This window comes from Collinsella sp. AM16-21 (assembly GCF_003471905.1).
GTDB lineage: Bacteria > Actinomycetota > Coriobacteriia > Coriobacteriales > Coriobacteriaceae > Collinsella.
Map to the genome: position 1 here is coordinate 20578 of NZ_QRKJ01000017.1, position 24485 is coordinate 45062.

Consider the following 24485-nt stretch of genomic DNA (forward strand, 5'->3'; position numbering starts at 1 on the left):
CCATCCCTTATGCCACATTACAAGGGAGAGGATTCCTGTGGAAACCAAACAATACTCCGACATGGAGTGCGACGTCGTCATTGCCGGTTGCGGCGTGGCGGGCCTGTATGCGGCTCTCAATCTGCCGACGAGCACGCGCGTAATCATGCTCTCCAAGGGCGCCGTCGACGAGTGCGATTCGATGCTCGCGCAGGGCGGTATCTGCGTGCTGCCCGAAGGCTCTGACTACGATGCCTTCTTTGAGGACACCATGCACGCCGGCCATTACGAGAACCGCCGCGAGAGCGTCGACATCATGATCCGCTCGAGCCGTTCGGTCATCAACGACCTGTTGGCCATGGGCGTGGACTTTGAGCGCAAGGCCGACGGCAGCCTCGACTTTACTCGCGAGGGCGCGCACAGCCGCCCGCGCATTGCCTTCCATGCCGACATTACGGGCAAGGAGATCACGACCAAGCTGCTCCAGGCCGTTCGCAAGCTGGGCAACGTGCAGATTTTGGAGCGCGTGGCCATGACCGACATCCTAACGGCCGAGCGTGACGGCGCCACGGTGTGCACCGGCGTCGTCGCCGTAGCCGTGGACGAGGACGATTCAGCTCGCCCCGCAGACGAGCTGGCAAATGCCGCTGAGGACGTGCATGCCGGTAAGCCGTTTAAGATTCATGCCTGCCATACGCTGTGGGCAACGGGCGGCATCGGCGGCGTGTACGATCACTCCACCAACTACCCGCAGCTCACCGGTGACGCTTGCTACATCGCGCAGGAGCACGGCATCACGATGGAGCACCTGGACTACGTGCAGATCCATCCCACGGGACTGTTCTCTCCGCAGCCGGGCCGCACCTTCCTGATTAGCGAGAGCTGCCGCGGCGAAGGCGCGATTCTGCTCAATGCCGCCGGCGAGCGCTTTACCGACGAACTGCAGCCGCGCGACGTGGTCGCCGCCGCTATTCGCGAGCAGATGAAGCAGGACGGCACCGAGCACGAGTGGCTGAGCTTTGCCCCCGTCGAGCGCGACGTGGTGACCGGGCATTTTGCCAATATCCGTGCGCGCTGCCTGGAGGACGGACGCGACATCCTGGACGAGCCCATCCCTGTCACACCCACGCAGCACTATTTTATGGGCGGCGTATGGGTCGACAAGGACGGCCGCACCTCGATGCCCGAGCTCTACGCCGCCGGCGAGACGGCCTGCAATGGCGTGCACGGCAAGAACCGCCTGGCTTCTAACAGCCTGCTCGAGTCCCTAGTTTGGGGCCGCCGCGCTGCTTGGCGTATGCGCACCGGCGAGTCGCTGACCGTGGAGCAGGCCGGTGAGCCCGCGCTTGACGGACGTCACCGCGCCCTGAGCGCCGAGACCCTTGCAATCGATGATTTGGCCCGTGCCGCCGGCACGCAGGCCGTGGAGGAGTAGACCATGAATCCCATTACCATGAAGCTCGTCGTCGATGATCTGATTTTGCAGGCTCTGCGCGAGGACATCACGTTTGAGGACGTGAGTACGGCGAGCGTGTGCCCTACGGCGCGCCCCGCTACCGTTGAGCTCATCGCCAAGGCCGATGGCATCATCGCCGGCTTGGATGTGTTCGCTCGCACTTTTGAGCTGCTGGATCCGCAGAGCTCGGTGCTGTTTGATGTCGCGGACGGCGACGAGGTGCACGCCGGCGACCACGTGGGCCAGGTGCGCGGCGACGCGCGCGTATTGCTTTCGGGCGAGCGCGTGGCGCTCAACTACCTGCAGCGCATGAGCGGCATCGCTACTTACACGCATCGGATGGCGGCCGCGCTCGAGGGCACCAAGACCGTGCTTGTCGACACGCGCAAGACCACGCCGGGCATGCGCGTCTTCGAGAAGGCAGCAGTCGAGATCGGCGGTGGCAGCAACCACCGCTATAACCTGTCGACGGCCGTCATGCTCAAGGACAACCACATCGATGCAGCCGGTGGCGTGACGCGCGCGATCGAGATGGCGCGCGCCCATGCGTCGTTTACCACGACGGTCGAGATTGAGTGCGAGAACCTGGGCATGGTACGCGAAGCCGTGGAGGCCGGTGCCGACATTATCATGTTCGACAACATGACCCATGACGACATGGCCGCCGCCATCGAGCTTATCGCCGGTCGCGCCAAGACCGAGTGTTCGGGCAATGTGGACGCCGACAACATTCGCGCCCTGGCCGACCTGGGCGTTGACTTTATTAGCTCGGGCGCCCTGACGCACTCTGCGCCGATCCTCGACCTCTCGCTTAAGCACCTGCGTCTGCTGGACGGTAAATAATGAACGCCCGCGAGCGTCGCCGTGCCATCATGGGCGTGCTCGAAGGAGCCAAGGAGCCCGTTTCGGGCAGCGCACTTGCCCGCGAGGTTGGCGTGAGCCGTCAGGTCGTGGTTCAGGATATTGCCCTGTTGCGTGCCGATGGGCACGATGTCGTGGCAACCAACCGCGGTTACGTGCTGCAGGAAGCCGCGAGTAGCCCCGCCGTGCCCACGCGCTTGGTCAAGGTTCGCCACGGCGTGGAGCAGACAGGCGATGAGCTTACGAGTATCGTCGACGCCGGAGGCGCCGTGCTCAACGTGATCGTCAATCACCGCGTGTACGGTAAGATCACGGCCGACCTGGACATCCGCAATCGTCGCGATGTTGAGCGCTACCTGCACGATATCGAGAGCGGCAAGAGCTTTCCGCTACTAACGGTGACGAGCGGCTATCACTTCCATCGCATCGCGGCGGAGGACGAGCAAACCCTCGACGAGATCGAGGCCATGCTCAAGGAGAAGGGTTACTTGGCAGACCTCATGCCCTACGAGGACGATCTATCGTAGCCGACGCTGCAAACGCCCCTAAGCGGCAATCTGACGTTCAATCGTCGGTCGCGTACAAAAGTACGCTTCCCTCCTCTTTCACGTCACCTTGCTCGCTTAGGGGCGTTTTCGCTGACGTGAGCTCAACCTGTGACGGTGCCAAATTAATTATCCGCACAAAAAAGGAGGCCTCCGCGGCGATGCGGAAGCCTCCTTTTTGTGCACGGTGTACTTTTGAGTGTGCAAGTGGGGGAGTTGTTACTCCTCGACGATCTCGGTGATCGCGCCAGCGGGGCAAGCGTCCTGGCAAGCGCCACAGGCGACGCAGGAGTCCTCGTCGGCGACGGTAGCGACGTCCTGGAGCTCCAGAACGCCAGCGGGGCAGGAGTCGACGCAAACGCCACAAGCGATGCACTCGTCGGCATCAATTACGGGATGAGCCATGGTAGTTTCCTCTCTGTTGACCGACGCTACAGGCGATGCGCGCCGGTTTGATTCGGGCAAAAACATACCACGGGAGCGACCGTTTGCAATACCCTCTGGCCGGCATCTTCATACCGTTCGCCGAGTATGCCAAGGTTTACTAAAAAACGCGCAGGTGGGGCCGTTGAGCTGCGCAAATGTTAGCTATAGGTGACTTGTAATATTGACCTATTGAGCGCGCCTGCGGAAAGGGCATCCCGTTATTTGGCCGAAAACCGGGTCGCAGTTTCCGGTTGGGCCCGCTAGCGGAAACTGCGACCCGGTATCAGCTCTCAAAACGGGATACGGTTTCCGGTTGAGCCTTCAGACGGAAACTGCGACCCGGAATCTACGCTCAAACCGGGATGCGCTTGCCGCAAGACGGCCCCCAGGCACCCCCGGACGCAAACCTCAGCCATCTCTACATAGATCTCAATAGATTTGCCGAGAACTCATTCAGCGCATCTACCTGCGCATTTAAGAACCTAAACTCTCAACAATAAGAAATCTTATATGAATTGACTTAGATTTTGTATATTCCGGCCCATAAGGGGATACACTACATCCTGAAAGACAAGCCGAAGCGCCGCGCGACAGATCGTCGAGGCGGCGCGAACGCAAAAGAGAGAGGGAATTTCTAATGAGTAAGATTCTTGGTATCGACCTTGGTACTACTAACTCCGCAATGGCCGTTCTCGAGGGCGGTTCTCCGACCATTATCGTGAACGCCGAGGGCGACCGCACCACCCCGTCCGTCGTGGGCTTCCGCGCCGACGGCGACCGCGTTGTGGGTAAGGCCGCTAAGAACCAGGCCGTCACCAACCCCAAGAACACCGTGTTCTCCATCAAGCGCTTCATGGGCCGCAAGTACTCCGAGTGCACCTCCGAGATCAAGACCGTGCCGTATGAGGTCAAGGAGGGCCAGGGTGGCCGTGCCGTCGTCGATATCGAGGGCAAGGACTACACCGCCGAGCAGGTGAGCGCCATGACGCTCGCCAAGATGAAGGCTGACGCCGAGAAGTATCTGGGCGAGACCGTCACCGACGCCGTCATCACCGTCCCGGCCTACTTCAACGACGCCCAGCGTCAGGCCACCAAGGACGCCGGTAAGATCGCCGGCCTCAACGTCAAGCGTATCGTCAACGAGCCGACTGCTGCTGCTCTTGCCTATGGCCTGGACAAGCAGGGCACCGACCAGCGCATCCTGGTCTTCGACCTGGGCGGCGGTACCTTCGACGTCTCCATCCTCGACCTCGCCGACGGCGTGTTTGAGGTTCTGTCCACCTCGGGCGACAACCACCTGGGCGGCGACGACTGGGATCAGCGCGTCATCGATTGGATGGCCGATAAGTTCCAGCAGGAGAACGGTGTCGACCTGCGTCAGGACCCCATGGCCCTGCAGCGTCTGAAGGAGGCCGCCGAGAACGCCAAGAAGGAGCTCTCCGCAGCCCAGCAGTCCACCATCAACCTGCCGTTCATCACCATGAACCAGTCTGGCCCGCTGCACCTCAACTACACGCTGACCCGCGCCGAGTTCGAGAAGATCACCCGTGACCTGCTCGAGCGCTGCAAGCAGCCTGTCACCAACGCCCTGCGCGATGCTAAGCTCAAGCTCTCCGATCTGACCGAGGTCATCCTCGTCGGCGGCTCCACTCGTATGCCCGCCGTCCAGGAGCTCGTCAAGACCATGACCGGCAAGCAGCCCAACATGTCCGTGAACCCCGACGAGGTCGTTGCCGACGGCGCTGCCGTCCAGGGCGGCGTGCTCACCGGCGACGTCGAGGGCATCCTGCTGCTCGACGTTACCCCGCTGTCGCTGGGTGTCGAGACCATGGGCGGCATCATGACCAAGATGATCGACCGCAACACCACGATCCCGACCTCCAAGACCGAGGTCTACTCCACCGCTGCCGACAACCAGACCAGCGTCGAGATCAACGTGCTCCAGGGCGAGCGCGAGCTTGCCCGCGACAACAAGTCGCTCGGTAAGTTCCAGCTGACCGGTATCCCGGCTGCCCGTCGCGGCGTGCCGCAGATCGAGGTCACCTTCGACATCGACGCCAACGGCATCGTCAAGGTCTCCGCTAAGGACAAGGGCACCGGCAAGGAGCAGCAGATCACCATCTCCGGCTCCACCGCCCTGTCCGACGACGAAGTCGATCGTATGGTCAAGGACGCCGAGGCTCATGCCGAGGAGGACAAGAAGCAGAAGGAAGAGGTCGAGGTCCGTAACCAGACCGATAGCCTGTGCTACTCCACCGAGCAGACCCTCAACGAGCTGGGCGACAAGGTTTCCGCCGACGTGAAGTCCAAGGCCGAGGCCGCTATCGCCGACGCCAAGAAGGCGCTCGAGGGTTCTGACGTCGAGGCTATCAAGGCCGCCGGCGAGTCCCTGCAGTCCGTGGCCTACGAGCTGGCCCAGGTTGTCTACGCCGACGCTCAGCAGCAGACCGACGGTGCCGCTGGCGCCCAGCCTGCCGACGATGACGTTGTCGACGCCGACTACGAGGTTGTGGACGACGAGGACAAATAATCATGTCCGCCCGTAAAGCTCGCACGGAGGCGGCCGCCGCTGGCGCCGCCCCCGTTGACTCTGAGGAGAAGGACGTGAAGATTCCCGTAGAGGCCGTTGACGATACCGTGGCCAACGAGGCCCCGGCCGCCGAGGCTGCCGAGAACCAGGTAGAGGATTCCAACAAGGAGGCGACGATGACCGAGGACGAGATGGTGGAAGCCGCTATCCGCGCCGGTGAGGAAGCCGCCGACAACGACTTTAAGCTCAAGTTCGAGCAGGCTCAGAAAGAGCTTGCCGACGTGCGCAATGAGCTCGATGCTGCGGCAGAGGCTCAGAAGGCCGCCGAGGACAAGGCAAAGGACGCCACCGAGCGTACCGCCCGTCTGCAGGCCGACTGGGAGAACTTCCGTCGCCGCACCGCCAATGAGCGTATCGCCGAGCGCGAGCGCGCGACCGAGAAGCTTGTTACCGCGCTGTTGCCGGTGATTGACGATATCGAGCGCGCGATCGACCATGCCCGTAGCCAGGAGCTTTCCGACGACTTTAAGCAGTTCGTCGATGGCGTCGATGCGGTGCATGCCAAGCTGCTCGATGTGTTTGCGCACGAGGGCGTTGAGCCCATCGACCCCAAGGGCGAGGCGTTCGATCCGCTCGAGCACCAGGCCGTGGGGCGTGTCGAGGACGCATCGCAGTACGACGAGACTGTCAACGACGTGTACCAGAAGGGCTACCGCATGGCGGATCGCATCCTGCGTTCCGCGATGGTGACGGTGACCTACGGTGGCGAGAAGCGCCCCGCACCGGAGCCCGAAGCGGCGCCCGAGGATGCTACGGCCGATACGGCCGAGAGCACCGAGGAGTAATTGAGAAGGGCCCCGGGGCAACACCCGGGGCCCTTTCTGGCCTAGTGCCATATGAAAGCATGAGCCGCCGCCCGCTGGGCGGCGGATGAAACAGGAGAGGAGCTACGATGGCTGCAGGCAAAACCTTCTATGACATCCTGGGCGTATCCAAGAGCGCCTCCGACAAAGAGATCAAGAGCGCGTTTCGCAAGCTCGCGCAAAAATATCACCCCGATGCCGGAGGCGACGAGGCCAAGTTCAAGGAGATTAGCGAGGCCTACGAGACGCTTTCGGACGAGAAGAAGCGCAAAGAGTACGACCAGATGCTCATGTTTGGCGGCATGCCGGGCGCGGGCGGCGCGTATGGCGGCGGCTACGGTGCCGGCGCTGGTGCCAGCGGCTGGGGCGACATCTTCGACAGCATCTTTAGCGGCAACGGCGCCTGGGGCAGCGATTGGGGCTCGGGCTTTGCCGGGGCTGCGGGCGCTGCCGGTGCCGGCGCTGGCCGCAGCCGCGCTCGCAAGGGCGGCGACCTGTCGCTGACCGTCGATGTGACGGCCGAGGACGCGTTTCGCGGTGTGACGCACAAGGTCACCTACCGCATTCCCTCGACAGGCGAGCAGCAGACCATTACGGTCTCGGTGCCTGCAGGCGCGGTCGACGGCGGCAAGCTGCGTTACAAACGTCGCGGCGAGTATGGCGTTGCCGGCGGCGAGCGCGGCGACCTGGTCGTGACCACGCATGTGGAGGAGCATCCGCTGTTTAGGCGCAAAGGCGCCGACGTGACCATGGAGGTACCGGTCTCGGTCTACGAGGCGGCGCTCGGCTGCACGGTGGACGTGCCCACGCCCGGCGGTGCGACGGTCCGTTTGAAAGTGCCCGCGGGTACCCAGACGGGCAAGAAGTTCCGCTTTAAGGAGATGGGCGCGCCCGATGTTAAGCACCGTGGCCGCACGGGCGCGCTGCTCGTCGAGATCAAGGTGCAGGTTCCCACGAACCTGTCCGACGATGAGCGCGATGCCATGACCAAGCTGCGCGAGGCCGACACGCGCGACTATCGCGAGAAGGTCAATCGTTACAAGGCGACGTACTAGGGCGGTCGTGGCGCACACCCGCGCCCGCGGGCTTATGATGGACGATAACGAGACGGAAAGGGGTCAGGTAGCATGGCCGAGGACAATAGGAATAAACCGCTGTACATGATCAGCGTGGCGGCCGAGTTGACCGGCATGCATCCGCAGACTCTGCGCGTCTACGAGTCCAAGGGCCTGGTGAACCCCCAGCGCTCGGGCGGCAACACGCGTCTGTATTCGCGTGCCGATATCGAGCGCCTGGAGCTCATCAACCAGCTGACTGACGAGGGCATCAACCTTGCCGGCGTGGTGCGCATCCTCGATATGAAGGAGCGTGCCGAGGAGCGCGAGCGCGAGAACGAAAAACTCCGCGCACGCGTGCGCCAGCTCGAGGACGAGCTGCACGAGTACAAGATGCAGAAGAAGATCACCGCCCTGGCCCCGCGCGACGGCTCGGTCAACCCCGAGCAAGTCATGCGCAAGCTGCTAGGTACGGGTAGCGACCTATAGCTCCGCCGACGCTGCCGGGCACTCATTGGGGACAGACTTAAATGAGTGCCCGCAGAATGAGAGTGGATAATCTCCCGTTTTTGGCCTGTTTGCAGGCTCAAAGTGGGAGATTATCCACTCTCGTCATTTCGGCGTCTAAGTCTGCCCCCGGCACCCAACTCGTTCTTTGCTTTACTGAGATAAAGTGAACGTACAGATTCGTAACCCGCTGGCAACCGTTCTATGGCACGATATTGAACGAATGTATGCTATGCGCCCAAATCTTTTGGGCAGAGTGGGAGACAGTATGGTCAAGCTGTACGAGGACGGCATCTACCTGCGCGGCGGTAGCGAGGTTGTGCCTGTGGCCGAGGCTGCTGAGCGTGGCATTACGCAGGCGCCCGAGGATGCCAAACGCGGAACCATCGCGTATTCGATCCTCCAGGCACACAATACGTCCGGCGACCCCGAGGCGCTCAAGATTCGCTTCGATGCCATGGCGAGCCACGACATCACCTTTGTCGGCATCATCCAGACGGCGCGCGCCTCGGGCATGGAGCAGTTTCCGCTGCCTTACGTGCTCACCAACTGCCATAACTCGCTGTGCGCCGTGGGCGGCACCATCAACGAGGACGACCACGTCTTTGGCCTCTCGGCTGCCAAGAAGTACGGCGGCATCTTCGTTCCGCCGCACATCGCCGTCATCCACTCCTTTATGCGTGAGAACTTCGCCGGCTGCGGCAAGATGATCCTAGGTTCCGACTCGCACACCCGCTATGGTGCCCTGGGTACCATGGCCGTGGGCGAGGGCGGCGGCGAGTTGGCAAAGCAGCTGCTGCGCGACACCTACGATGTCGCCTATCCCGGCGTCGTGGCCATCTACCTCACGGGCGCCCCGCGCCCCGGCGTCGGCCCGCACGATGTGGCGCTCGCCATTATCCGCGCCGTCTTTGCCAAGGGCTATGTCAAGAACAAGGTCATGGAGTTCGTGGGCCCCGGCATCGCGAGCATGACGACCGACTACCGCAACGGCGTCGACGTCATGACCACCGAGACCACCTGCCTTTCCTCCATCTGGGCAACCGACGACGACACGCACGCGTTTTTGACCATGCACGGCCGTGGCGACGACTACCGCGAGCTCAAGCCCGCCGATGTCGCCTACTACGACGGCTGCGTCGAGGTCGACCTGTCGAGCATCAAGCCTATGATCGCGCTGCCGTTCCATCCTTCCAACGGCTTTGAGATCGACGAGCTCAACGAGAACCTCGAGGACATCCTGCACGAGGTTGAGCTCGAGGCCGCCAAGATCGGCGAGGGCAAGACACACTTTAGTCTGCTCGACAAGATCGTCGACGGCAAGCTGCACGTGCAGCAGGGCGTTATCGCCGGCTGCTCGGGCGGCAACTACGACTCCGTAGTCCAGGCTGCCCGCGTGCTCAAGGGCGCCAACACCGGCTGCGGCGAGTTCTCGCTGTCGGTCTATCCCACGAGCCAGCCCGTGGCACTCGAGCTTACACGCCGCGGCTATATCTACGACCTTATGGAGGCCGGCGCGATCGTGCGCACGGCGTTCTGCGGCCCGTGCTTCGGTGCCGGCGACACGCCCGCCAACAACGGCCTTTCGATCCGCCACACCACGCGCAACTTCCCCAACCGCGAGGGTTCCAAGCCGGGCAACGGCCAGCTGAGCGCCGTGGCCCTGATGGACGCCCGCTCCATTGCGGCGACGGCTGCCAACGGCGGCGTCCTGACGCCGGCGACCGACCTGCCCGAGGAGACTTGGGATGAGGCCTGCGAGTACACCTTTGACGATGCGCCGTACAAAAAGCGCGTGTACTGGGGCTTTGGCAAGGCGGAGCCTGCCGACGAGCTGGTCGAAGGCCCCAACATCAAGCCGTGGCCCGCGATGGAGCCGCTCGGCGACGACATCTTGCTCAAGGTGTGCTCCAAGATCATGGACCCGGTCACTACGACCGACGAGCTCATTCCCTCGGGCGAGACGAGCTCCTTCCGCTCCAACCCGCTGGGCCTGGCCGAGTTTACGCTGAGCCGTCGCGACCCGGCCTACGTGGGCCGCTCCAAGGAGGTCGACGCCGTGGAGAAGCGCCGCGTGGCCGGCGAGGCCGCAGGCGACCTGGCGGCACTCGATGCCGAGCTTGCCGGCGTGTTTGAGGCGTTGGCCGGCGCGGGTGTCGCGGCCGATGCCAAGGCGACCGAGTACGGCTCCATGCTCTATGCCAAGAAGCCCGGTGACGGTTCTGCCCGTGAGCAGGCCGCGAGCTGCCAGCGCGTGATCGGCGGCCTGGCCAACATCGTTCACGAGTACGCCACCAAGCGCTATCGCTCCAACGTGATGAACTGGGGCATGGTGCCCTTCCAGATGGAGACGGAGCCCAACTTTGAGGTGGGCGACTACGTTTTCGTGCCGGGTATCCGTGCCGCGCTCGATGGTGACCTAAAGGACATCGCCGCTTATGTGGTGCGCGCCGACGGTGCGGTCGAGCAGATCGAGCTCTATATTGCCGATATGACAGCGGAGGAGCGTGCCATCGTTAAGGCCGGCTGCCTGATCAACTACAACAAGTTCAAGGCCGCTGCCGAGTAACGCACTTAATTGTCCGCCCGGGGCTTACCCTTTCCCGCTCGCTCACGCGCTTCGCGAGGGTCGCGTTCGGGAAAGGGTAAGCCCCGGGCTACATTTCTGCGTTCTCGTTGGGTCTTGAGGGACGCTAAAAAAGACTTGCTTGAAGCCGCTTCTCTTAATGGGGCGGCTTCTTTTTGTCGAAAACCGCCACAAAGGGGACAGGCGCCTTTGTGGTGGTGGGGCGAGCTCGATATTGCCGCGCTCGTTGAGGGACAGTTCAATAAATGTCCCTACAGGATTTCATCCGGGTTGGCGGGTTTGGTTGTTTTGGGGATGCCGAGTTTGGATGACGCGAAATCGTCAACATTGTCCTTAATTCCGTCTTTGGTGCAGACAGTGACCATATAGGTGCTGTGTCCGAATTCGCCCTTGTCGCGTGTTGCCCAGGCATCCCAGTAGGCGGCCCCGTTTCGCCCTTTGATTTTTCCGACACGGCGGAGTTCTGTTCGCTTTAATTTCTGGTTGCTATAGATGGTTCGACCGGCCTCCTCGGTGAGCCCGCACTGTCCAAGCATCTTGTCGAGGACTTGGTTCATGTGGCGCTCATCGGTGTTTGGTGCGTAGTCGTAGGCGAGGGTGATGGAGTCGAGTGGCTGGTCGTCGATTAGATAGTTTAGCGCCTGAGGTCCAAGGCAGAAATAGGGGGAGCATCCGTCGATCTGACCGAGCAGTGGCAACTTTGACTGCCAAATTCCGGTGGGAATTCCATCTTCGTAAAACACGCCGCGACAGATAAAGGAGAGCGAGGTGGCACGCGAGCCGGCGTCGACCATTCCGCATAAATCGAAGGGCGAGGTGATACCAAGGGAAAAGGGCGTGACGACGATAAAGAAGAACATCGCGATGGGTATGGCGAAAATGGTAATGACGTTGCGACCGGTGGAATGAGACGGCTTCATATGCGCTCCTCGAGACAAAGATCTGTTGAGGATAGGCAGAAATGGATATGTTCAGAGAACAATTCAAGTTTAATCTCATGGCGCGAGATGGTCGACCGTTAGCGTCTAAAACCACCACAAAGGTGCCTGTCCCCTTTGTGGTGGTGAGGAGCGCGCAGCTCCTTTTGGTAATAGTGTTAGCTGGCGGTATCATTAGTGCAGGTGGCGAAGGTTTGCATTGTGGGGTGTTTTGCCGTGAGCCGTTCTGCCCGTATTGGATTGATTGTCTTGGCGCTTGCGATCGCTGTGGTTGGCGCGGGCGCTGTCGGTATGGCATTTCTACCTGCTGCGGTGACGGAGCCGGTGGTCAAGCCTGTGACTCAATCTGTCGAACTTCTGACCGGCGACGACAAGCCCGAGACCATTACCGTTGATTTTGATGAGCAGCCGGCTGTGCTGGGTATTAGCAATTATCCGCGTATTCAGCTTGGGGCCATGCGCTATACCACGGATACAAGCCTGATCGATAGGGCGTCCGAGCTACTCAAGGGCAAAACATTTAAGCGTTGGTACGGATATGCGTCCTATCGGGCAAAAGCGAACGACATGGTTGGCGGATGCCACTCGTCCATCGAGCTGGACACTGCAAACGGCGCAAAGTTATGTGATGTCTCGTACGATCCGGGCTACGAGGGCAATGAGGGTCCGGGCATCTACATCATGGACGGCGATGTCGCCTATGTCATGGAGGGCAACCAGACCGAGCTCAACGATTTTATGGGTCAGTGTATCCAAGATGCCTATAAACAGACCTGCTTGCCTGACCCGCAGACTGCACGCGATAGTGGGTCTGCCCGTACATGGCTGTTCGAGGATGAGATGCCCTGGACCGTCGAATCGGGAAGTACGGGTTCGGCGAAGGAGTAGAGACCGCGACCACCACAAAGGTGCCTCTTTGTGGTGGTTTTCGGTCTGTCTCGATCTGTAACATCTAGGATCAAAAATGGCTGCTAGATGTTACAGATCGAGACGGTAGCGCGCCTGGGCAGCGGCGGGCTGACATCTCAGTACCCTATCCGTAATTCACTCAGAAAATCTTATATATAGAGACTTAGATTTGTGTATAAGATCGCGTAAAGCTGGCAACAATACTTCTCGAACAACGTGAAGCCGCCCCGTAGGGCGGCCGCCCCAAGAGAGGTGATTCCATGAGAATCGATAAGCTAGCAATGACGTCGCGCGAGGCGCTGCAGACCGCCATGAGCACGGCTGCCGATGCACAGGCCGGCGCGGTGGAGCCGATCCACCTGCTGTCTGCCCTGCTCGGTGCCGGCGAGCGCAATATCTCCGTGATCATCGAGCGCATCGGTGCCGACCCGGCTCAGCTCGCACGCTCCACACAAGATGCCATCGACCATGCGCCCAAGGTGTCGGGCGAGGGTCAGCAGATGGGCCTGTCCAACGAGCTCGTTCGCGTGATCGAGAAGGCCGAGAAAAAGGCCACCAAGATGGGCGACAGCTTTGTGGTGACCGAGCATCTGCTGATGGCACTTGCCGAGGACAAGGGTGAGGCGGGTCGCGTGCTGCGTGGCGCCGGCGTGACCAAGGAGCGCATCGAGCAAGTCTACGAGGAACTGCGCGGCGATGACCGCGTGACGTCTGCCGAGGACAAGACGCAGTTTGAGGCGTTGGAGCAGTACGGTCGCAACATCTGCGATCTGGCTCGCGCCGGCAAGCTCGACCCGGTCATCGGCCGTACCGACGAGATCCGTCGTACTATTCAGGTTCTGTCCCGCCGCACCAAGAACAACCCCGTGCTTATCGGCGAGCCGGGCGTCGGCAAGACGGCCATCGTCGAGGGCATTGCTCAGCGAATCGTGGCCGGCGACGTACCGAGCACCCTGCGCGACCGCGACCTCATCGAGCTCGACATGAGCGCGCTGGTCGCCGGCGCCAAGTACCGCGGCGAGTTCGAGGACCGCTTGAAGGCCGTGCTCAAGGAAGTCCAAAAGTCCGAAGGCAAGGTCATCCTGTTCATCGATGAGCTCCACACCATCGTGGGCGCGGGTGCCACCGAGGGCTCCATGGACGCCGGCAACATCCTGAAGCCGGCGCTTGCCCGTGGCGACTTGCACGCAATCGGCGCGACTACGCTCGACGAGTATCGCAAGTACATCGAGAAGGACGCGGCACTCGCCCGTCGTTTCCAGACCGTGATGGTCTCCGAGCCCACCGTCGAGGACACCATCTCGATCCTGCGTGGCCTCAAGGAGAAGTACGAGATCTTCCACGGCGTGCATATCACCGATAGCGCGCTCGTGGCGGCCGCCGACCTCTCCGATCGCTACATCGCCGACCGCTTCCTGCCCGATAAGGCCATCGACCTGGTTGATGAGGCGGCAAGCCGCCTGCGCATGGAGCTCGACAGCATGCCGGTCGAGATCGATGCCACCACGCGTCAGCTCACCCAGCTGCAGATCGAGGAGCAGGCGCTCATGAAGGAGACCGACGACGCCTCCAAGGAGCGTCTGGAGGCCCTGCGCCAAGAGATTGCCGAGGTCCAAGAAAAGCTCAACGTGCAAAAGGCCGGCTGGCTCAACCAGAAGAACGCCATCGACCACGTGCAGGAGCTCAAGGGACAGCTCGACGAGGCCAAGAGCGAAGAGGAGCGTGCGACGCGCAACGGCGACCTGGGCCGTGCGTCCGAGCTGCGCTACTCCGTGATTCCGGGCCTGCAGCAGCAGATTCAGGATTCCGAGGCTGCGCTCGAGGCGCAAAAGCAGCAGGACGGCGAGGGCCTCAACGAGCAGGTGACCTCCGATGAGATCGCTGAGGTCGTGAGCGCTTGGACCGGCGTGCCCGTCTCCAAGATGATGCAGGGCGAGCTCGACAAGCTGAAGGGCTTGGAGGGCGAGCTGCATAAGCGCGTCATCGGCCAGGACGAGGCGGTCTCCGCTGTCGCCGCGGCCGTGCGTCGCAGCCGTGCGGGCCTCTCCGATCCGGACAAGCCCATCGGCAGCTTCTTCTTCCTGGGCCCCACCGGCGTGGGCAAGACCGAGCTCGCCAAGGCGCTTGCCGAGTGCCTGTTCGATGACGAGCGTGCGCTCGTGCGTATCGACATGTCCGAGTACATGGAGAAGTTCAGCGTCCAACGTCTGATCGGTGCGCCTCCGGGATACGTGGGTTACGACGAGGGCGGCCAGCTTACCGAGGCCGTGCGCCGTCGTCCGTACTCCGTGATTTTGCTCGACGAGATGGAGAAGGCTCATCCGGATGTCTTTAACGTGCTGCTGCAGGTGCTTGATGACGGCCGTCTGACCGATGGCCAGGGTCGCCAGGTGTCCTTCAAGAACACGATCATCATCATGACGTCTAACGTGGGCTCCAAGGCCATCGCCGATCTGTCCGGTAAGGACGAGGAGGAGATGCGCCATCAGGTCGACGCCGCCATGGCTCAGACCTTCCGCCCCGAGTTCCTCAACCGTATCGACGATATCGTGGTGTTCCATCCGCTCGGCATGGCGCAGATCGAGAAGATCGTCGACATCCAGCTCGCCGACGTCCGCGCGCGTCTGGCCAAGGAGCGCATGACGCTTGCCATCACCCCGGCGGCCAAGCAGATGCTCGCCGTGGGTGGCTTGGACCCCGTGTTCGGTGCCCGTCCGCTCAAGCGCCTGGTCCAGCGCGAGGTCGTGGACGCCATCGCCGCCGCCATCATCGACGGCACGGTGCGCGAGGGAGATCAGGTGACGGTCGATGTCGACAAGGACGGTGCTTTTACCGTCGTGTGCGACAACACGCCGGCGGCCACTTACGAGGTCCCCGACGCCGAGTAGGCTTTTGGGCATGCCTTAAAATCTACCAGCCGTCTCTAAACGCCAAGGGCGGCGGATCCAATGGGGTCCGCCGCCCTTTTTCGTGCGACAATCGATGATGCTGAACGGATGCGATGCAAGGAGCTATGCAGATGAAAGACGAGATCAAGACAAGCGCGCCGGCGACCGATGCCGCACCCAAGCCTGCGCCTAAGCCGGCACCCAAGCCGCGCGATCCCTACATCCGCGCCGAGAACGAGGACGACGACGGCTACGATCCCTACAGCGATCGCCGCCCCGAGCGCGAGCCAATGTTCGAAGCTGACCCCTGGCGTTAAGTAGCTAATTTGGGTGTCGCGGGCTGCTAGTCTTGGACCTTGATGCTCGGTAACAGCAAAACTTGATTTTCTATTAATCAAGTTGCACGTAATCTTGCTCTCTAGCTAATCAAGAATCGGTATAATTTTGATTAGCTAGAGAGCAAGATTGGAGAATCATGGCATTCAACGACTTGATCGCCCAGAAAATAAAGGACTTTGAACAGCAGGGGGTTCCACAGGTCTTTGAGCGAGACCTTGATCTGGGAAACCCACAGGAGCCAAAGCGCGACAACATCGTAAATGTGGTTGTGGGGGCCCGCCGTTGTGGAAAGACGTATCGCCTGTATCAGGAGATGCAGCGGCTTCGGGGCCGGGGCGTCGAGCTTGACCGGATGCTTTACTTTAATTTTGAGGACGAGCGCTTGCGCCCGTATGAGCCATCGCTGCTGGCGGACGTGCTCGATACATTCTATGCACTATATCCTGCTGCTCGAGGCGAGGGCGCCTACCTTTTCTTTGACGAGATCCAGGAAATACCCGAATGGGGTGCGTTTCTGCGACGCGTGGTCGATACGGAGAAGGCGACCGTTTACGTGACGGGATCTTCTTCTAAGATGCTGTCCTCAGAACTTAAGAGCGAGTTCAGGGGTCGTTCTCTTATACGAGAGCTTTTTCCGTTGAGTTTTTCGGAATACGTTCGATATAAGACGGGGAGCGTTTTCGAGCCAGATGCGACCTTTTCCCCAAGCGATGCAGCGCTGCTTCGACATCATCTGATCGGATATCTTGAACGAGGGGGATTCATCGCGACGCTTGAGCAGACGCCCGCAGACGCGATTCAGCTGCTACAGGAATATGCTTCGCGAACGGTCGCTATGGACGTCGTTGAGCGTTACGACGTCAAGAACCCTCGCCTGGCATCGCTGTTCCTAACGCGGTGTATGGCATCTTCGGGACGAGAGCTGTCGGTGAACAAAGTGTACAACGAGTTCAAGAGCAGGCAGATACCCGTCAGTCGTAATTCGCTCAGCGACTTACTTGAGTATTATGAGGATGCCTACCTGCTGTTCTCCGTGCCGGAGTTCACGCGTTCACTGGCAAATAACATGCGGTCTGCGTCTAAGGTCTACGCTGTCGATCCCGCGATGTTTGGAGCATTCTCTCCCGCATCGGCATTGGACCAGGGCCAGAGGCTCGAGACCGCAGTGTTCAACGCGCTAAGAAGAAGGACTCCCGCGGTGAGGATCGGATCGGTCTGCCGCCTGCTGATCAAAGAGAAGAGCAAGAGCCATGAGGTGGACTTTGTGGCTGGGGATGCACTGCTCATGCAGGCTTACGGCCTGATTCAGGTAAGTGTGGATATGACAAGCGAGAAAACGCGCGAGCGCGAAATTGCCGCGCTCGATGCCGCGATGGCCCAGTTTGATCTTGGCGAGTCGGCAATCGTTACCATGGATGAGCAGGCCGATATTCCATGCAAACACGGCGTGGTACATGCTGTGCCCGCATGGAAGTGGCTCCTTTCCTAATCGTCTATGGATTTGCGAGGCCAGGACTCAGGTGTCATGGTCCGCTAGTCCTGGGCTTTGATGCTCGGCATCAGAATCTGGGCGAGGTAGGCGGTCTCGAGTTTGGTCGCGGCGTCGGCTTTGCCCTCTTTGCCGACCAGTACGTTCTTGATCTGGCTATAGGTGTAGCGGTTGCCGGTCGTAAGCTCGACAAGCTCAATGGCCGTGTCCATGGGGTAGGTTGACACGGGATTCTGCGTCCGTCCGTTGATGGTCTGGGGCACCACGTACGGATAGACGGGGCCGCTGGCGTAGACGGTATAACCGTTGCCTAGGTTGGCCGCACCCAAAACCGTATCGCCCTCATCGGGCGTAAAGCTCTCGCCCTCGCGCACCGCGACGAGCGTCACAATCGGCGTGTTCGTGTCGCCGGCAAGATAGATGCACAGCGTGCTGCCATTTTGCCAAGTCTCGACCTTGCCGTACCATTCGACGGGGATATCGAGCTGGTAGAGGTCGGTTGCCTTGTGACGGGCGTCGGCATCACGGGCGGACTGTGCCTCGCTTGCGCTTACGGCGTTGGCGGCGGCATCGCGGCGCGTAATTGCCGCCTGCTGGAGTATCTTTGCCGCGGCGGCAGAGCTCGCGCCGCCTTCTTCGGCATACTTGGCGGCGGCATCGATCTGGTCGTCAGTCACCGTGTCGGCCGAAGGCACCTTGAGCTTAAAGGTGGCCTGGGCACTCAAATCCTGCCCATCGCTCTTGATCGTGACCTGCGCCTTGGTGGTCGGCACGGTATAGACGGTACCGTCGGACGTGATGGGGGAGGCGGCGATGGAGAGCGTGTAGTCACCGGGTAGCAGTTTGATGCCACGGCCGTGCTCGTCAACATAGAGTGTTTCGCTCACGGAGGATCCGTCAGAATCCTGGCCACTCACTTGTACGGGAATCTTGGAGCCGGCGGAACAGTCGAGTCCCGCGGCATGTATGCCAATCTGCACCGACATCATCGTGTGGGCATTGGCGGCGGTGATGGCAGCCTGCTCTTGCCGGTATCCGTTCCAGGCTGCGTAGCCTGCGCCGCCGGCGACGAGCGCGACGGCCACAACGCCGGCAACCATCAGGTTGCGGCGCTTGGGCGACATCTTGCGATGACGAACCTCGGCTTCGCGTGCCGAAGGAACGGACGGTAGGGGAATATCGCCCATGGCGATGGTCTCGTCCACGACAGGAGCAGAACCTAGGCCGGGGAGCTCGCGGGTCAGCGAATCCTCGGTCGGTAAGCTGTCGAGCAAGATGGTTTCCTCGCTCGTATCGGATTCGGTCTGGTCGTCGGCCTCACATTCGGATTCCTCGTGCCCCGCCTCGTCTTCGGTGGGCGCGGCGCCATCGTCTTTTGCATCCTGATCATCGGGCTGCGCCTCGATTTCCGGCTCATCCTGCACATCAATGCTCGAATCGTCAAATGCAATCTCGGCCAGCGCGATCTGGTCTAGGCTCTCCAGGGCCTCGGCACACGCTTCTGCATCTTGGGCCGCGTCCTCTTGGCCTGTCGTCTCATCTTTCATATATCCCCCAAGCTCAATATCGGGACAACACTGTACCCAAAAACGGGACCCCATAGAGCCGCCGCATGATTTGAAATCCGATTTTATATATGCGCATGTTTTTGAATAGATGAATAGGGACGCAACGACAAAAGCCCCCGAAAAGCGAGCGAAACGCTTTCCGGGGGCTCTGCGAGACATTGGATTGAAAATCCTGGCGGGCGGGCCTATGCCCAAGCGCCAACAGCGACCAACATGTTACTCGGCGTGCGCGTAATCCACCTTGGCGCGGCGGGCGGTGGCCTTCTCCCAATCGCTGGTGCCCTCAAAGACATCCTGCTTGTAGGGATTGCGGCCGAGCTTCTTGGCGCGGTAGGCGATGTAGATGATCGCGGCGACGTTGGCGACCAGTGCGGCGATCGAGACCGCGGTAGCGGCGCCGGGGTCGAGCGTGGAGTGGGTCACAAAGATGGACTCCTCCTGGAAGTAGGGGAACACCTGGGCAAACATGCACCAAATGGCAAGCGTAAAGGCGCGATTCTGGATCCAGCCGCCCTTGTTCCAGATAAAGGCGGCGACGGTGGGCGCCAGCAGCAGCGCAAAGCCGCAGAACCAGGAGTGGGTGGGCAGGCAGTTGTAGGTGTAGCAGAAGTTCCAGATATCGTAGGCGATGATGTAGACCCAGGTCATGTCGGGCCACAGCATGTCGGTCTTGTCCTCGGAGGCGTAGACGCTCCACCAACCGGTCATGCAGAAGATGTTGATGATACCGGCGATGCCGTTGAACACGTTGTTCCAGCCGGCAAGCTGCGTAGCACCTTCGGAGGTGACCCAAGTGGACTGGCCCAGGACAAAGAAGTGATAGGCGCTCTCAAAGTCGGACACGACGGCGATCATGATGTTGATGGCGACGATCACAAACGGCCACGCGCGGAACCAGTGTGCCTTGCCGATCTTGCCCCACTGATACTTAATGGCGATGAAGCCCCAGCAACCGGCCAACGCCGCGTAGACCTTGGCGTAGTGGAACCAGCTGTTCTGGTACACATGGGTGGGGTTGGTGAGCGCCCACTCGGCGCCCTGCGAAACGCCGATGGCGATGGCGACGCAGTAGATGGTCATGGCCAGCGGAGCCACGCCAAAGATGATGGCCGCGCCCAGCTTGGTGCGGCGGCCGACCTCGTTGAGCACGATCAGGCCAATAAAGACCATGGCCCAGCCGGCCCAGTGGATAAGGGTATCGCTACCCCAAACATCGAACAGCATGCTGCTCTCCTTTCACACGCCCGCGGCCCCTCTTCCGATCGCGGGCAGTTTGGACAAATGTCGTCAGTTCTGGGGCTTGCGCTCCGGATACTTGGCGGTATAGCCCTCGATGTGGAGTGTCGAGGCGATGATTTCCTTGACCGTCTCGTCGGGCACATCGGGGTGCGTGCGGATATACATCAACAGTCCCATGATGAGGGTGTAGAACGTCTCGTAGACATGGTCGATGCGCAGCTCGTGATGGGCGACAAAATCCACCACGGTGGTGTCGCAGATATACTGTGCCACGCGCTGGACCACGTTGTGCAAAAAGCCGCCGTAGAGCGCGCCGCTGCTCGAGGTGAGCGTACTCGGCAGCTCGTGGCCGCTGGCGACCAGGCGCTTAAAGAGCGGGGCGACGGTGTCGAGTGCGCCCTCGATATCACCGACGATGCGGCTGGCATTCCACTGCTCGAGCTCGGAGATAAAACCGTCGATTGCCTCGTCCATGACGGCGGTGACGGCGGCGTCCATATCGGCAAAGTAGTGGTAGAACAGCGAGCGCGTGCAGCCGGCTCGCTTGGTCACGGCCGATACCGATAAGTGGGACACGCCCAGCTCGGAGCTTACGGTGCGCACGGCATCGAGGATCTCGCGACGGCGTTCGTCGCCCGTCAAGCGCTTTGCCGCGCTGTCGGGCGCGGGGACGGCGTCGGCCACAGAGGTATCTGCTGTGTTGTTGCCCATGTTTTGCCGCCTTTCGTCCGTTTGAGCCCGACCGTTCACCTAACAGTCTTGAATATTGTTGACGGTTCGTCAATACTGTTTTTGACACAATGTCAACAATGGCGGGTGAACGGCATGGGGGGCATGCCCGGCCTGCAAAAAAAGAGGGGCGCTGCGGCCTCGTCGGGCTGCGGCAAGAGAAGGGACAACCATGATTCTCAACGGACCGGGGATTAGCTACACCGAGCCCGATATCGGCGCGGAGTTCGTGCCGCCGCTGCCGGAGCATCCGCGCGAGGCCATTGTCAAGCTGTGTGAGCACTGCACCAACCGCCTGCTGCATCGCGACGAGCTGCTGGGCTACGAGTACTGGTCGTTTGCCGAGGCCGCAACCGACGAGCAGGCCGAAGTGCTCTGCAAGATGAAGATGCGCCGTCCCTATACGCTGCCCGAGATGGTCAAGCTCACCGGCATGCCCGAGGCCGATATCGAGAAGATGCTCGACGACATGAGCTACACGGGTCTGCTCGAGTACAACTGGGAAAATCCCGAGCGCGCCAAGCAGTGGGTGCTGCCCATGCTGGTGCCGGGTTCCGCCGAGTTCCTCAACATGCGCGTGAGCCAGCTCGAGGAGCACCCGGTCTATGCCAAGTTCTTTGAGCAGGCGTCCAAGGGACCGCTGTCCAAGGCCACGCCGATGGTGCCGCCCGGTGGTGCCGGCATCGGCATGCATGTCATTCCGGTTGAGAAGGCCATCGATGCCGCGAGCACGTCGGTGCCGATCGAGCATATCGAGCATTGGCTCGACAAATACGAGGGTAAGTATGCCGCCAGCACCTGCAGCTGCCGCGCGAGCCGTCGTGTGATGGGCGAGGGCTGCGCCGACGACCCCGCCGACTGGTGCATTGCCGTGGGCGATATGGCCGACTATGTGGTCGAGACCGACCGCGGCCACTATGTGACGCGCGAGGAGGTCTACGACATCTTGCGCCAGGCCGAGGACAACGGCTTTGTGCACCAGATCACCAACATCGACGGCGAGAACAAGATCTTCGCCATCTGTAACTGCAACGTCAACGTGTGCTACGCCCTGCGCACCTCGCAGCTGTTCAACACGCCCAACCTGTCGCGCTCGGCCTATGTCGCCAAGGTCGAGAAGGACAAGTGCGTAGCCTGCGGTCGCTGCGTTGAGGTGTGCCCGGCCGGTGCCGCCAAGCTCGGCCAGAAGCTCTGCAGCAAAAAGGCCGGCGGCAAGGTGCCCGAGTATCCGCGCCAGGAGCTGCCCGATGCCACCAAGTGGGACCACACCAAGTGGTCGCCCAACTACCGCAACGACAACCGCATCGAGACGCATGAGTCCGGCACGGCGCCCTGCAAGACGGCCTGCCCCGCGCACGTTGCCGTTCAGGGCTATCTGAAGCTCGCGGCGCAGGGCCGCTATGACGAGGCACTGGCACTCATCAAGCGCGAGAACCCGCTGCCCGCTATCTGCGGCCGTGTGTGCAACCGCCGCTGTGAGGATGCCTGCACCCGCGGTCGTGTGGACGCCGCCGTGGCTATCGACGAAGTCAAGAAGTTTATCGCCCAGCGCGATCTGGACGCTGCGACCCGCTACGTCCCGCCCGTGGTGACGCCGACGCGCGCTGGCGGCTTCGACCAGAAGATTGCCATCATCGGTGCCGGCCCGGCCGGTCTGTCCTGCGCTTTCTATCTTGCCGAGAAGGGCTACAAGCCCGTCGTGTTCGAGAAAAACGAGCGCCCGGGTGGCATGCTCACCTACGGCATTCCCAGCTTTAAGCTGCAGAAGGATGTTATCGAGGCCGAGGTCGAGATCATTCGCCTGATGGGTGCCGAGTTCCGCTATGGCGTGGAAGTCGGCCGTGACGTGACGCTCGATGAGCTGCGCACGCAGGGTTTTAAGGCCTTCTACGTGGCTATTGGCTGCCAGGGCGGCCGCCTTGCCGACATTCCGGGCGAGGACGCCGAGGGTGTGACCGTGGCCGTCGACTTTTTGCGCGAGGTCAACAGCGGCAAGATTGACGCGCTGCCCGGCCGCACCATCGTGGTGGGCGGCGGCAACGTGGCCATCGACGTTGCCCGCAACGCCTGCCGTCTGGGTTCCGAGCACGTTGAGATGTTCTGCCTGGAGAGCGAGGCACAGATGCCCGCCAGCGAGGAAGAGCGTCGCGAGGCCATCGAGGACGGCGCGCACATCAGCTGCGGTTGGGGTCCCAAGGAGGTCCACCTGGACGAGGCCGGTCGTGTGTGCGGTATCACCTTCAAGCGCTGCACGCGTGTCTTTGACGACGAAGGCCGTTTTGCGCCCGAGTACGACGAGAACGATCTACGCCGTGTCGATGCTGACCGTGTCGTCATGTCCATCGGCCAGTCCATCGTGTGGGGCGACCTGCTGGCTGGCTCCAAGGTGGAGCTTGGCCGTGGTCAGGGTGCCCTTGCCGATCCCCAGACCTACCAGACCGCCGAACCCGACATCTTTGTGGGTGGTGACGTCTACACCGGTCCCAGCTTCGCCATCGACGCTATCGCCGCCGGTCACGAGGCTGCGGTGTCCATCCACCGCTTTGTGCAGCCGGGCTCCACGCTCACCATCGGCCGCAACCAGCGCCGCTACGCCGCGCTCGACCGCGACGATGTCGTGATCGAGAGCTATGACAACGCGAGCCGTGAGGTTGCCCACGTGGACCACGAGCGCGAGAAGGCCGCGCCCTTCAGCGAGTACGTCGAGACCTTTACCGAAGAGCAGGTGCGCGCCGAGACCGCCCGTTGCCTTGGCTGCGGTGCCTCAATCGTCGACCCCAACAAGTGCATCGGCTGCGGCCTGTGCACCACCAAGTGCGCGTTCGATGCCATCCATCTGGATCGCGATCGCCCCGAGTGCTCCACGATGGTCAAATACGAGCAAAAGCTCCCGAGCCTTGGCAAGTATGCTTTAAAGCGTGCAATCAAAATCAAGTTCGGTCGTAAATAGGTAACCATGGCGGGTAAGGGGACGGCGCAGACTAGATTTCGCCGTCCCCTTGCTTTGAGTTTGCATCGCATCAACCGTTGTTGAAAGGTTTCTACCTTGCATGAATTGGGAATCGTTTATCACATTATTCGCGATGTTGAGAACGTGGCGCGCGCCAATGGCGTGAGTCGCGTTTCGAGCGTGACGCTGCTCCTGGGCGAGGTCTCGGGCGTCGTTCCCGATCTGCTGCTTGATGCTTGGCGCTGGGCGGCAGATAAAAAGCCTATCACGCAGGGCGCGGAGCTTATTGTGGAGCCTGTCGAGGCCGTGACGCATTGCGAGGCGTGCGGCTGCGACTACGCGACGGTCGAGCACGGCAAGACCTGCCCCCATTGCGGTAGCGGCGAGACCTATCTGCTGCAGGGCCAGGAGGTCATGATCAAGCAGATCGAGACCCCCGACGAGGACCCGACAGACGCTGCCCCCGACGGCCTATCCGATGCCCCCGATGCCGTCGACGCCGCCAACCCCCTCCACATCGCCTAACTTAGTCGTTGGGTGTTCCTATAGTTTTGTCAACCGTCGGGGCTACTCCCGGTAGGGCACCCGGTCGCGCATCACGGCGTATATCGCCCTGAGCCGCTTCCT

19 protein-coding genes are annotated in these 24485 nt (G+C 61.4%); 14 read left to right on the forward strand and 5 right to left on the reverse strand.

Annotation, left to right across the window (positions count from 1 at the left end; all coding sequences use genetic code 11):
* The first annotated feature begins 37 nt into the window (after positions 1-37).
* The 3 genes from DW180_RS08880 to DW180_RS08890 are packed head-to-tail and all read left to right on the forward strand — an operon-like array spanning position 38 to position 2823.
* Positions 38-1414: an L-aspartate oxidase gene (locus DW180_RS08880; RefSeq protein ID WP_233508910.1), complete on the forward strand. Its 1377-nt coding sequence runs from the start codon at positions 38-40 to the stop codon at positions 1412-1414.
* Between the two features lie 3 nt (positions 1415-1417).
* On the forward strand, positions 1418-2278 hold the full coding sequence (nadC, locus tag DW180_RS08885; RefSeq protein ID WP_117759116.1) for a carboxylating nicotinate-nucleotide diphosphorylase: 861 nt from the start codon (positions 1418-1420) through the stop codon (positions 2276-2278).
* On the forward strand, positions 2278-2823 hold the full coding sequence (locus DW180_RS08890; RefSeq protein WP_117759114.1) for a transcription repressor NadR: 546 nt from the start codon (positions 2278-2280) through the stop codon (positions 2821-2823). The genes nadC and DW180_RS08890 overlap by 1 nt, the downstream gene beginning before the upstream one ends.
* A 237-nt stretch (positions 2824-3060) precedes the next feature.
* Here the strand turns inward: DW180_RS08890 and DW180_RS08895 are convergent, their stop codons facing one another.
* Complete coding sequence (locus DW180_RS08895; protein ID WP_006235216.1) at positions 3061-3246, reverse strand: DUF362 domain-containing protein; 186 nt, start codon at positions 3244-3246, stop codon at positions 3061-3063.
* Between the two features lie 658 nt (positions 3247-3904).
* Here DW180_RS08895 and dnaK point away from each other — a divergent pair.
* From dnaK to DW180_RS08920, 5 genes are all read left to right on the forward strand, one after another.
* The gene (gene dnaK / locus DW180_RS08900) at positions 3905-5797 is read left to right on the forward strand and encodes a molecular chaperone DnaK (RefSeq protein WP_117770263.1); all 1893 of its coding nucleotides are present in this window, start codon (positions 3905-3907) and stop codon (positions 5795-5797) included.
* Positions 5798-5799: 2 nt separating this feature from the next.
* Positions 5800-6642: a nucleotide exchange factor GrpE gene (locus DW180_RS08905; RefSeq protein ID WP_117770264.1), complete on the forward strand. Its 843-nt coding sequence runs from the start codon at positions 5800-5802 to the stop codon at positions 6640-6642.
* Between the two features lie 107 nt (positions 6643-6749).
* The gene (locus tag DW180_RS08910; protein ID WP_117770265.1) at positions 6750-7715 is read left to right on the forward strand and encodes a DnaJ C-terminal domain-containing protein; all 966 of its coding nucleotides are present in this window, start codon (positions 6750-6752) and stop codon (positions 7713-7715) included.
* A gap of 72 nt (positions 7716-7787) precedes the next feature.
* Positions 7788-8204 carry a heat shock protein transcriptional repressor HspR gene (locus tag DW180_RS08915; protein ID WP_089573643.1) on the forward strand — a complete coding sequence of 139 codons (417 nt, stop codon included), beginning with the start codon at positions 7788-7790 and terminating at the stop codon, positions 8202-8204.
* Positions 8205-8490: 286 nt separating this feature from the next.
* Positions 8491-10791 (forward strand): hydratase, encoded by a 2301-nt coding sequence (locus DW180_RS08920; RefSeq protein ID WP_118238430.1) that lies wholly within the window; start codon positions 8491-8493, stop codon positions 10789-10791.
* A gap of 269 nt (positions 10792-11060) precedes the next feature.
* Here DW180_RS08920 and DW180_RS08925 read toward each other — a convergent pair whose 3' ends face one another.
* A complete protein-coding gene (locus DW180_RS08925) occupies positions 11061-11729 on the reverse strand; it encodes a hypothetical protein (RefSeq protein WP_118238431.1) in 669 nt (222 codons plus the stop codon).
* A gap of 234 nt (positions 11730-11963) precedes the next feature.
* Here DW180_RS08925 and DW180_RS08930 point away from each other — a divergent pair, with 234 nt between their 5' ends.
* From DW180_RS08930 to DW180_RS08945, 4 genes are all read left to right on the forward strand, one after another.
* Positions 11964-12635: a hypothetical protein gene (locus DW180_RS08930; protein WP_147357387.1), complete on the forward strand. Its 672-nt coding sequence runs from the start codon at positions 11964-11966 to the stop codon at positions 12633-12635.
* A 281-nt stretch (positions 12636-12916) separates the two neighbouring features.
* Positions 12917-15544 (forward strand): ATP-dependent chaperone ClpB, encoded by a 2628-nt coding sequence (clpB, locus tag DW180_RS08935; protein ID WP_118238433.1) that lies wholly within the window; start codon positions 12917-12919, stop codon positions 15542-15544.
* A gap of 131 nt (positions 15545-15675) precedes the next feature.
* Positions 15676-15861, forward strand: coding sequence for a hypothetical protein (locus tag DW180_RS08940; RefSeq protein ID WP_233502909.1), 186 nt, complete (start codon positions 15676-15678; stop codon positions 15859-15861).
* Between the two features lie 158 nt (positions 15862-16019).
* Entirely contained in the window at positions 16020-17372 is a 1353-nt protein-coding gene (locus DW180_RS08945; protein ID WP_118238434.1) for an ATP-binding protein, read from the forward strand.
* Positions 17373-17416: 44 nt separating this feature from the next.
* On the opposite strand, the gene DW180_RS08950 is transcribed toward DW180_RS08945, so the two are convergent.
* The 3 genes from DW180_RS08950 to DW180_RS08960 all read right to left on the reverse strand — a co-directional run bounded on the left by DW180_RS08950 (position 17417) and on the right by DW180_RS08960 (position 20890).
* A complete protein-coding gene (locus DW180_RS08950; RefSeq protein ID WP_118238435.1) occupies positions 17417-18919 on the reverse strand; it encodes a hypothetical protein in 1503 nt (500 codons plus the stop codon).
* A gap of 237 nt (positions 18920-19156) precedes the next feature.
* The gene (locus tag DW180_RS08955) at positions 19157-20164 is read right to left on the reverse strand and encodes a DUF5692 family protein (protein WP_117806530.1); all 1008 of its coding nucleotides are present in this window, start codon (positions 20162-20164) and stop codon (positions 19157-19159) included.
* A 63-nt stretch (positions 20165-20227) separates the two neighbouring features.
* Positions 20228-20890, reverse strand: a complete 663-nt coding sequence (locus tag DW180_RS08960; protein ID WP_118238436.1) for a TetR/AcrR family transcriptional regulator — start codon at positions 20888-20890, stop codon at positions 20228-20230.
* A gap of 190 nt (positions 20891-21080) precedes the next feature.
* Here DW180_RS08960 and DW180_RS08965 point away from each other — a divergent pair, with 190 nt between their 5' ends.
* Positions 21081-23858: an FAD-dependent oxidoreductase gene (locus tag DW180_RS08965; RefSeq protein WP_199569965.1), complete on the forward strand. Its 2778-nt coding sequence runs from the start codon at positions 21081-21083 to the stop codon at positions 23856-23858.
* A 96-nt stretch (positions 23859-23954) separates the two neighbouring features.
* A complete protein-coding gene (locus DW180_RS08970) occupies positions 23955-24383 on the forward strand; it encodes a hydrogenase maturation nickel metallochaperone HypA (protein WP_117583629.1) in 429 nt (142 codons plus the stop codon).
* Positions 24384-24485: the final 102 nt, after the last annotated feature.